Genomic DNA, 9,764 nt, shown 5'->3' with positions numbered 1-9,764 from the left:
AGTTTCATACCTGATACTAGATTGAGTTGAATTGATTCTCTTTCCCTCACTAAAGTAAGATTGAAACTCAGGTTTACTTTGAATGTATCTACGAAAAGAAGAAGCTGCACAATCCAAGTCGTGATTGTCTTTTAAATATTGCCAGAGCACTCGTTTATAATAAAACACTTGTTTTGATTCTTTTGATAATAAAAGGGAAATAACTCCATAGTACTCATCAATTTTTGAAGATTTGTTTTTTGTTTTCTTGGGAGTAAATCCATTCAGGTATTTATTAATGGTACGCCGATCTACATTTAATTCTCTCGCTAATTGACTCTTGTTAATTCGCATTTTTAAATTCTCCATCAGTATTTTTAATTTTGGTAAGTCTGTAAGACTATTAATCTTAAAATCTGTTTGGATATCTAACGCTATGTACATACTAATCACCCCAAGATTAGTATGTAGAAATGAGTCGAAACTGTACATCTTTAATTAATCAAATTTTTACATATTTAAATTAGCATTTGTAGTTTCAGGAAACATGGCTCCGTCATTCCCATCTTCTATTGTAAAGTTAAAATAGTAATCTACTATCTCCTGTTTTTCACACGTCGAAGTGCTTATAACAGAACTTGTCGCACCTACCCTTTAGTTGAAGAACGGGTTTTTCATTTTATTGATTTTTGTTATCTTGATAGGCATAAATTTCTTCCCAAATCAGATACCCTACCCCTAAAATCAGTGCCAATATATTAAAATATCTAGTGTATTTCCTACGTAATTTAACATGTCTGTAATAAAATTCGTATCCAGGATGCACCGGTGTATCGGGCTGTCGCAACCGTAAGTTTACTGTCGTTGGTGTTTATTTTCTTCGCTTTGACGGATGATCTCGTCAACGACGTGATCAATCGGTGCCGTGGCGTCGATTATAATCCCGTTTTTGGGAACGCCTTCTTTCGTTTGATACATGCGCTTACTGATTTCCCGTTCCTCTGGTCTGCCACCCCAGTCAGTTGGGTCCAGTGCCACTCGCTCATCAATCCGCCAGAGAGAGGTTTCCAGGTCGACATCAAGGACAAACACGCCGTCGAAGAGATCGATGTATTTGTGAAAATTCCGCGAACCACCGCAGAAAAATGTTACCGCCTCATCCTGATTGGCGACCAAAGCTTTTACTTTATCTACATGCCAAATATGGTGTTCGGGTTTAAAGCCATCCGTCGGGGTACCAGTTTCCGGATCGCCTTGATAAACCAATTCACGGTCACCATGAATGGCATGGTAACCGCGCCGCTGTAATTCGTTGCAGACCGTAGTTTTGCCAGAGCCGGAAACGCCTCCAATCAGATAATTCCTAATGCCCATGATTAGACCTCCATTCAACTAGATAAGCACTCCGTTACTTGAATAAGAAAATAGAGCCACGAAAAACATACCTCGAATTCTTGAATTATAAATTATTTTACTTCTTAACTAATTCAACTGTAAAACCAATTAAGCAAACAATTATTAAAAAAAGAATTACAATTGGTATTATACTTCCTATCCACTCCATATTTTGTCCTCCTTAATACACTTTACTTATTTTTATGAGGACAATTATCTATGGAGAACAATCACTTGTATATAAGTTTTCTTATTGAAGAAACCTGACTTTAGTTCAATAAAAAAACAGCCACCGATATCGGCAGCTGGTCTTAAACTATTGCTACCCAATAGTTTAAGTGCAATTTTTCAAAAACTAATAATGCTCCACTAAACTGAATACGAATTAGAACAAGGAAGAGTCGATTCATCTTAAATTATCACACAAAAACCGACTAAAATGTTTCTGAATTATCTATTGGAATGAGAGGAGAGACCTCTACCTTTAAGGTTTGCAGAAACGGGCTTTTTTCCGATTTCCCTTGCCCAAATTGATAATTGTCCTATATGGTGAATTTCATGAGCAATGGTATGTCGCATGATTTCACCCCATTCATACTTCTCAATTCTTCCATCTGGTAAGGTATCATATAATAAACGATTTTCCATACTTGCATCCCAGTTGTTCACAAAGTTTTCCACTTCTAAATGAAATTCATCGTCCAATTTTCGGACTTTTTTTAAGCTTTTATAACCATCGAAACTCTCCTGAAAGTCAGTTTTACCTTGTAAGAGACGTATCCAGCTCCATTCGACATCAACTATATGGAAAAGTGTATGTAAAATACTTCCCATTCCACCTGTTCGGTTTTGCAGAAGTTCTTCTTCACTTAACTCTTCGCACCAACGATACCAGTCTTCTCTTACCATCCAATTATATCTAAAGAAAGTTTTCAAAAAAATCCTCCCCATTAATCAACTCTTGAATTGTAAAAAATAATATAAGAGTAACATTAAACATTGTTATATATACTATTTCTACTTATATAGGTTGAATTCCTTGTTCAACTATCCTGCCATTTACTTCAATAAGAAAGAGCTATTCTCCTTCTTGAAGAATAGCCCCCGTTAGTGAAAAATAATTATATTTTCATCGTACAAATTTTATAGAAGATATGACCATTAACTTCAGTTGTTCTTGTATAGACACCCATTTGCAAATTGTAATAAATCGTCCAACGAGGAAAATGTTCTTTCGTTCATTTATTTTGCCTCAAAGTTCTAGGGGCTTACTCACCTACCATACCGTCGTTATCACGATCGTCCATATATGGGAATAACCAATGATCACTCGTTATTGGCATACTAAAACCTGCTGCTTTTGCTTCTTTAATCGTCACCTGTCCATTACCGTTTGTATCAACACTAGAAATATCACCGTTTTCGTTTGATCCTGTTGATTCAGCTGGTTCAGTTGATTCAACTGGTTCACTGTCTGTTAAACCGAGTGATGCGTTTACTTCGTCTGGGTTCACGTTGTCAAATGTATCGACAATCTTGTTGCCCATTATCGTATAAGTATATTGATAACTCGAAGGAATCTGTGTTTCCGTATTCGGATATGTGATAATTGCTTCAAAGTCAGTAGCACCACCTGCTCTACTAATTGAATCTTCCATATAAGCTTGATCGCCGTGTCGATTGAGTGTGCTTTCTTGTGGAGTGATATTATAAGCATTTGCTACCCCTCCGAGAGAATCAGCAATGATATGTCCTTCATCTAAAACGTCACTTTCAATACCGGGAACCTTTGCCTCATCAGAATAGTATCTACCAGACGATAAAACAGCTTCATTATTATCATCTTGCAGAATGATTTCGTCAGCAATGACTCGTACTAGTTGCCCGTATTCATTAGTAAATGCCCAATATTCTCGGTTCCCATAACCAATGTCAACGACAACGTTAGGTTCACGATAACCAGACAAATCGCCACCATCAACTTCAATAAGTTTGTATCCTGAAAACAGTTTATTATTTGGTTGGGTTGGTGTTTCCTCCGCAACCGGAACACTCGGCGTTTCCTCTACTACTGGTTCATCAACAACCGAAGTGACAGTTTCTTCTTTTTCATTATTTTTATTTGATTCAACTGAGGTTACTTCTTGTGAATCTGTTTCTACATCTGTAGTGGATGTATCTTCTACGTTGGTACAACCAACCATAAAGATGATCGTTAAAAGTAAGATTAAATAGTTCATTTTCTTATTCATTTTAGGACTCTCCTATAATAGTTTCATACTGTTCATTCTAAAAACGATGACTTTCAACTTATTCCCCCATAACTTATCTTGTCTTATTCTATAATCTTACCATAAAAGACCAATATCCTATTGAATTAACCTGCCAGTTAATGCAAGAAAAAAGCCTTACTCCTTATTGAAGTAAAGCACACGTTAATGTAAGTACAGTGTTTCACAAACTTTAATTATGAACTTAGTACCTGTATATAAAGCAAAATAAAATACTGTGCCAGGCTAGTAACTAAACTGGAAACTGCTTGTTACGAAAATGGAATTGTTGCGAAATCTTTAATGTATAAATTAATACTCGTTAAGGAGTGATGAAGATGATAAGCGTTACAATAGATAAGTTAAAATTCAAGAAACAATTATCGGTGATTGAACAAATCAAACTGAAAGATTTTCTATATAACTGGGTTGGGGGCTCAAGTAAAGGATTGGTTGATTTTTTCCACCTTGAATACACAGTAGATGTGTTTGCTAAAATGGAAAAAACGATAATTGACACCGATTTGTTGATATCTGATGATGATTATTTTAGATACATAACAGTGACCGAAGATAATCAAATTGTCATAGGCGTTTTAGATATGAATTCAGAATTAAAACATAGAATCATTACACTAGAAGAGATTAAATAAATCTTAACAATACAAAAAGAGGCAGCGTTATACAGAAGGCACTGAAAAAGTCTATTTAAAAATATAAGGAAGCTAATCACCTACTATATATAGATTATTAGCTTCTTTTATTGTCTGTATGTTGATGGAATTCATCGCTGTTTTTAAAAAGTGTTACTTTTTCAGCAGCCTCCGTTATACATTGTCCCTCTTGTAGAAAAGAAAAAGTCGACCTCCTTCTTTAAGTATTGCACCAGTTTGTATAATAAGAAGGTATTAAAATTTAAAATATTCAATAATCTGGCCCTATAATTGAAGAACATTTATTATTGATTTTTAATTTTACATAAAAGTTTCTTTTGTACTCTATAAAGACCGAAAAATTCCATCAATTCTTCTTAATACGGTAGAGATATTTTCAACCTGTTTCTCATTTTATGGTTGCTCACTTTTGGTTTTATTGTAGGTGCTTGATCCTTTGATTGAATAAAAGTTTACTCCCAACAAAAAATAACAATATGTTAATGATCAGGAGGAAAATAATGAGCAATATGAAAAAGAAAAAACATATATTTATTCTTTTAGTCATTTTTTTAAGTGGAACGATTTTAACACTCCAGGAAAGCAATACTGATGCCTTTACAAGTCAAGTTATTCAACGGGGGGCAGTTGGGGATGATGTAATTGAGTTGCAATCTCGTCTAAAGTATATTGGCTTTTACAAAGGGGGAATTGATGGTGTTTTTGGCTGGGGGACATATTGGGCGCTTCGGAATTTCCAATCTGAATTCGGACTCCCTGTCGATGGGGTAGCAGGTTTAAAAACGAGGCAAAAGCTAGTTAATGTGACGAAATATGATTACACTAAGGGGGCTGATCAAGCTCAAAAATCAACAGCCATTAATGTTCCAGCAGGATTTTCTCAAAATGATATTCAACTCATGGCAAATGCTGTTCATGGAGAAGCACGGGGTGAACCATATATTGGACAAGTTGCGGTCGCAGCTGTTATTTTAAATCGTGTTGAGAGCCCGACATTTCCTAATACAGTATCAGGTGTTATCTTTGAACCGTTGGCTTTTACTGCGGTAGCTGATGGACAAATTTGGCTGACTCCTAATGAAACGTCAAAAAAAGCTGTACTTGATGCCATTAATGGATGGGACCCTACGGAAAATGCGCTTTATTATTTTAATCCTGATACGGCAACAAGTAGTTGGATATGGGGAAGACCGCAAATAAAACAAATAGGGAAACATATTTTTTGTAAATAGGATGATGAACTAATCAGTGGTAATAAATTTCGATAAGTTATAAATTATCAAGATCTAAAATGTAAAAAGTTGTAAAATATAAATGGTGTTACTATTAGTCATGTATAATATATAACACCATTTTACTTCTTGTTCAACAAACGCTCTCTATTGTTGAAGATCGATATTAAAATTCTCTTGTTCAACTAAAGCACCCTTTGTCTCCCAAAGACGTGAAGTTTAAAATAATGAATTCCTTTTTCCTTTAACCATTCTTCTATATTATTTATAACTGCTGATCCAAAACCCTTTGCTCTGTATTCTTCAAAAATATAAATTTCATAAAGGAATGAACTTTCTTTTCTGCTTCAACTTTTAGCCAAACAAAGCCTATTATCTGATCAACTTTATAAATGTTAAAAAGCTGATGATTAGGCGTATTGGGGGAGTAGATTATTTAATTGTTTTACTGCCTTAGAAAAAGGGTCTTCACCTTCTTCATGAACATTTTCAGATAACACATTTGAATATCTTTCAATTTTATTCTCAAAATATGTTCTGAAATCTTCTTCATCCATTACTCTAAGTGAAATATTTTTCATATATACTCCTGTTATCTATAACTTTATTTTTAACTTTATTGTACCATTCTTGTTAAACTATACTGCTTCGTTAGTCGAATAAGAAAAAGCGATCCTCCATAATTGAAGATTCGCCCCAGTTAGCTCAATAACCTTTTTGATTTTAAGTCTATAATATCTACCAACTCATCTATGGTTCCAAAGCACTTATCAATTTCAGGTAATTGATAAAATGTACTGGTTGTTTCAAGGTTGTCTACTTCTTTGTTTGGTGAATAAAGATAAATTTTTTTGTTATTCCCAATAGCAATACCTAGTTCAATATGGCTTCCTTTTCCTGCTGGTAATAAAACTACAACAAAATCAGCTTCTATTACAGCATTTTTCTCCTTTTGACCTATCGCCTTTAGTTCTTCCAATGTTGTTACGTTTTCATTTAAAGTCCAATCATATGTATGGATAAATCCTTTATCTTTTAACTTTTTACTTACATATCTAACTTTTTCTATATTTTTAAAGCTAGATGCTATATAAAATTTCATCATTTCTCCCCCTTTTTTATTACAATTTTAACATATATCTTTATACCTCTTATTAAAATACTGCTGCTTCGTTACATGAATAGGAAAAAGCAATGCCTTTCTTAAAGCATCGCACTCGTCAGTATTGAAAATCTTCACAATCCTTTTTGCCTTAACAAAAGCTAACCCCTTAATGTGTATGGGTATATAAAAATACGCCTTCTAACTAAAGAAAATCGCCCGATTGCGAAAATTAGATGCATACTTTTTTATCTTCCGGATAGAAGTTTAGGGAAAAACTATTTCGTTGAACTGATTTCATAAAGATAGAAAACATAATCAGTGGGTACACTTGAGTAACCTTGTTGACGTATCATCGCCGTGAGATTTCCGCGATGATATGTGCCGTGGTTAACAACATGCTGAATCAATTCGGAAAGATGAGTATCTAAACGCCCAAATTGAGGATGTTCGGGGGAAATTTCTTTATCCAAATCACTTTCATTGTTAAGAAATTTTTGATACTCTTCTGACAAATCACGAAACAGCTTCTCCATTTCTTCAAGACTCTTATCTTTGGTCTTCTCTTGTGCCTGAGCGATGGAAGCTTGAATCCCATCCATACTACTCTCCCGCATTACACCAAGCCATATTGTATCTCCCCTATAAATATGAACGAGCGTCTCTGCAATCGAGGGAAAAACACTTTGAATTTCCCGATCATAAATGTCCTTCGGCAATTCTTTCAATCTCCCGAAAAACTTGTTGTTCGCCCAAACATGATAATCATACAACTGTAACGCATGATGTTTCTTCATCAAATATTCCTCCTCCATTTTTCTTCGAATTACATCGATATGGTAAGATAACTACACCGACAAATTCCGTCAATGAAAACAATCTTTTTTGTAAGTTTGCCGAACCACTCCATTCTGATTAAACTTCCAAGTGAATGTGCTTTTTCACTTCAGATGGTAAAGATCCCCCTTTCAAGGTATTCTCCTTACTCTACGAGATTCCTTCCCTATAATAAACTATCTGGCCCGATCGTATTATAAGGTTAGCCAGATATTTCTGGTTGAGCATTTTTTATATCGATATATGATTACTGTAGCCGGGGTAGAACGTATGGCCGTGTAGAAACATGTTTGAGGTTTGCTGGGACTAAGATCTCGTATAACAAACGAAGTTTATGATACTACAGGGATGATTTAGGAGTACCGGTAATTAATTTTGGAGGAGGGATTTTATGAGTCCAGTCATTGGTCTGGATGTAGCAAAAGGTGAGAGCCAGGTTCAAGCATACTTGGATAAAAAGAAACCATATAAAAAGAGTTTTAGGCTTATCTATTGCCCACACCACGATAATGTGTTGGGTCTCCATCAATATCAATATCCATTATTACTACGAGGTCCCGAAAACTTAAATTGTACCGGAGGTACACATCTCACTGTAAGCATGATAATTTCTGGTTGATAATGTTTCCACTTTAAAGCACTTGGCTTAGTCATACTGATTATTATGCAGCGAGGTCATCAGAACTGTACATTCTTAAAATAGCATTTATAATCCCTTTTCTAGAAGATTTAGAGATTAGCTTCAAGTCATCTTAAATTTTTGCACCAGATCCTACTTTCCTATATTAAATTTCCGTTAATTGAGATAAAAATGTGAGATTACTTTCTTTTGCTGTGTATTATAAATGATGTTATTTTAAGTATATTAAAGGAGGTGTCTCTTTTGAGTATAAATCAACCTTATCCTAATAAAGTAACTTATGCTGAATATTTAACATGGCCTGAAGAGCCACGATATGAAATCATTGATGGTATTCCATTTATGCAAGCTGTACCGTCACGACAACACCAACGAATTGTAACCCAAATTACTGGTGAGTTATATACGTTTTTAAAAGGGAAAACATGCGAAGTATATGCTGCTCCGTTTGATGTTAGATTATCTGCTTCAGAAGATGAAGAAGAATACCATGTTGTACAGCCTGATATCAGCGTTATATGTGACGAAAGAAAATTAGACGATAAAGGGTGCAAAGGTGCTCCGGATCTTATCGTAGAAGTTCTTTCTCCTTCCACTTGGCGTAGAGATCGTATCGAGAAGTTAAACCAATATCAAAGACACGGGGTAAAAGAGTATTTATTAATTTATCCAAATGAAAAAATTATTGAGCAATATATCCTTGAAGAAAACGGTATGTATGGAACACCAAATATTTACAATGACAAGGATTTATTTCGGGCAAACATTTTCCCTGAACTCGAAATATCTATGAGTGTTTTACTTTAATAAAGTAAAACACTTACTATCATAAAAAGTATTTCTCTTTACAACTGTGAAACTCTACACATACCTAGAGTCAATTTAGAATAAATTTTATTCATAATTGACTCTAGGCTTTTTGTTGAAAATTTATTTATCGCACAACTTTGAATTAATCTTTATTGTCACACACACTTCAATCGTTTTTTCATCACCTAGGAAAAATTGAGGCACCTATACCGTAGTTGCTATTCGATAAAACAACTTCGACTTCCCCACAAAATATTCCTGCCCTGTACTCATGACAGATAGGTAAGGGTTTGAGGTTATCGCCCCCTTTTCCCCCTGCTAGCACCAGTACGTGCGACTTTCATCGCATACGGCGCCCCAACTAATCCAATTCGATTTAATCATCAACACTTTCAAGTAATACTACTTTTTGTGTTTCAATTCTTCCGTTTCAATAAGTCGGTGCCTCCCTTGGGAGGTGAACCTCTTTTAGTCTTACGAGAACCTTATTAATCGATAAAGATTTGCCTTGCATAATTAAATGAATCTTCATTAGTCTAGTGGCTATCCCTCCATGTGGATTAGACATTTCATTGGTACTGTGCCACCACTTTCACTGATACAAAGATAAGTTATACAGTAGCTATTCTCACTATTGCTTTCCTTACCAACGCTTCATAGGGAGTAAGCCCTCCACGGTATCAGCTTACAACGTTGAATTATATCTATTATGGAATGAACTTAGGTGCTTCCTGTAAGCCTGTTAGCCGTTCATATGCCTGTAACATATCATGGATTTTCATATTAATCAGTCTTACTCATCCACTGCTAACCTCACATTAGGTG

10 protein-coding genes and 2 pseudogenes are annotated in these 9,764 nt (G+C 35.0%); 3 read left to right on the top strand and 9 right to left on the bottom strand.

Annotated features, from left to right (window positions below):
- From WQ54_RS19475 to WQ54_RS19460, 4 genes are all read right to left on the bottom strand, one after another.
- A partial coding sequence (locus WQ54_RS19475; protein WP_156178026.1) for a helix-turn-helix domain-containing protein occupies positions 1 to 423 on the bottom strand: 423 nt, incomplete at its 3' end.
- Between the two features lie 411 nt (positions 424 to 834).
- A complete protein-coding gene (locus tag WQ54_RS19470; RefSeq protein ID WP_046586506.1) occupies positions 835 to 1,353 on the bottom strand; it encodes an AAA family ATPase in 519 nt (172 codons plus the stop codon).
- A 471-nt stretch (positions 1,354 to 1,824) separates the two neighbouring features.
- Positions 1,825 to 2,310 carry a DinB family protein gene (locus WQ54_RS19465; protein WP_046586503.1) on the bottom strand — a complete coding sequence of 162 codons (486 nt, stop codon included), beginning with the start codon at positions 2,308 to 2,310 and terminating at the stop codon, positions 1,825 to 1,827.
- Between the two features lie 332 nt (positions 2,311 to 2,642).
- A complete protein-coding gene (locus tag WQ54_RS19460; protein WP_046586502.1) occupies positions 2,643 to 3,626 on the bottom strand; it encodes a DNA/RNA non-specific endonuclease in 984 nt (327 codons plus the stop codon).
- Between the two features lie 356 nt (positions 3,627 to 3,982).
- On the opposite strand from WQ54_RS19460, the gene WQ54_RS19455 reads away from it, so the two are divergent.
- Positions 3,983 to 4,297: a hypothetical protein gene (locus WQ54_RS19455; protein WP_046586500.1), complete on the top strand. Its 315-nt coding sequence runs from the start codon at positions 3,983 to 3,985 to the stop codon at positions 4,295 to 4,297.
- Positions 4,298 to 4,827: 530 nt separating this feature from the next.
- Positions 4,828 to 5,550 (top strand): spore cortex-lytic enzyme, encoded by a 723-nt coding sequence (gene sleB, locus WQ54_RS19450; RefSeq protein ID WP_046586508.1) that lies wholly within the window; start codon positions 4,828 to 4,830, stop codon positions 5,548 to 5,550.
- Between the two features lie 185 nt (positions 5,551 to 5,735).
- On the opposite strand, the pseudogene WQ54_RS34835 reads toward sleB, so the two are convergent.
- From WQ54_RS34835 to WQ54_RS33795, 5 genes and pseudogenes are all read right to left on the bottom strand, one after another.
- Positions 5,736 to 5,882: pseudogene (locus WQ54_RS34835) on the bottom strand (GNAT family N-acetyltransferase); the annotation flags it as partial.
- Positions 5,883 to 5,960: 78 nt separating this feature from the next.
- Positions 5,961 to 6,131, bottom strand: a complete 171-nt coding sequence (locus WQ54_RS34830; protein ID WP_231597582.1) for a hypothetical protein — start codon at positions 6,129 to 6,131, stop codon at positions 5,961 to 5,963.
- A gap of 119 nt (positions 6,132 to 6,250) precedes the next feature.
- Positions 6,251 to 6,652, bottom strand: coding sequence for a nucleoside 2-deoxyribosyltransferase (locus WQ54_RS19440; RefSeq protein ID WP_046586499.1), 402 nt, complete (start codon positions 6,650 to 6,652; stop codon positions 6,251 to 6,253).
- 278 nt (positions 6,653 to 6,930) lie between these two features.
- The gene (locus tag WQ54_RS19435) at positions 6,931 to 7,449 is read right to left on the bottom strand and encodes a DinB family protein (protein WP_046586497.1); all 519 of its coding nucleotides are present in this window, start codon (positions 7,447 to 7,449) and stop codon (positions 6,931 to 6,933) included.
- 576 nt (positions 7,450 to 8,025) lie between these two features.
- Positions 8,026 to 8,143 (bottom strand): annotated as a pseudogene (locus WQ54_RS33795) (IS6 family transposase); the annotation flags it as partial.
- Between the two features lie 229 nt (positions 8,144 to 8,372).
- On the opposite strand from WQ54_RS33795, the gene WQ54_RS19425 reads away from it, so the two are divergent.
- Positions 8,373 to 8,936 (top strand): Uma2 family endonuclease, encoded by a 564-nt coding sequence (locus WQ54_RS19425; protein WP_197089630.1) that lies wholly within the window; start codon positions 8,373 to 8,375, stop codon positions 8,934 to 8,936.
- Positions 8,937 to 9,764 lie beyond the last annotated feature (828 nt).

Origin of the sequence: Bacillus sp. SA1-12, from assembly GCF_000981385.1 — a bacterium.
Taxonomy (GTDB): Bacteria; Bacillota; Bacilli; order Bacillales; family Bacillaceae; genus Metabacillus.
The sequence above is the reverse complement of the archived record's forward strand: the minus strand, read 5'-3'. Positions and strand labels throughout refer to the sequence as shown.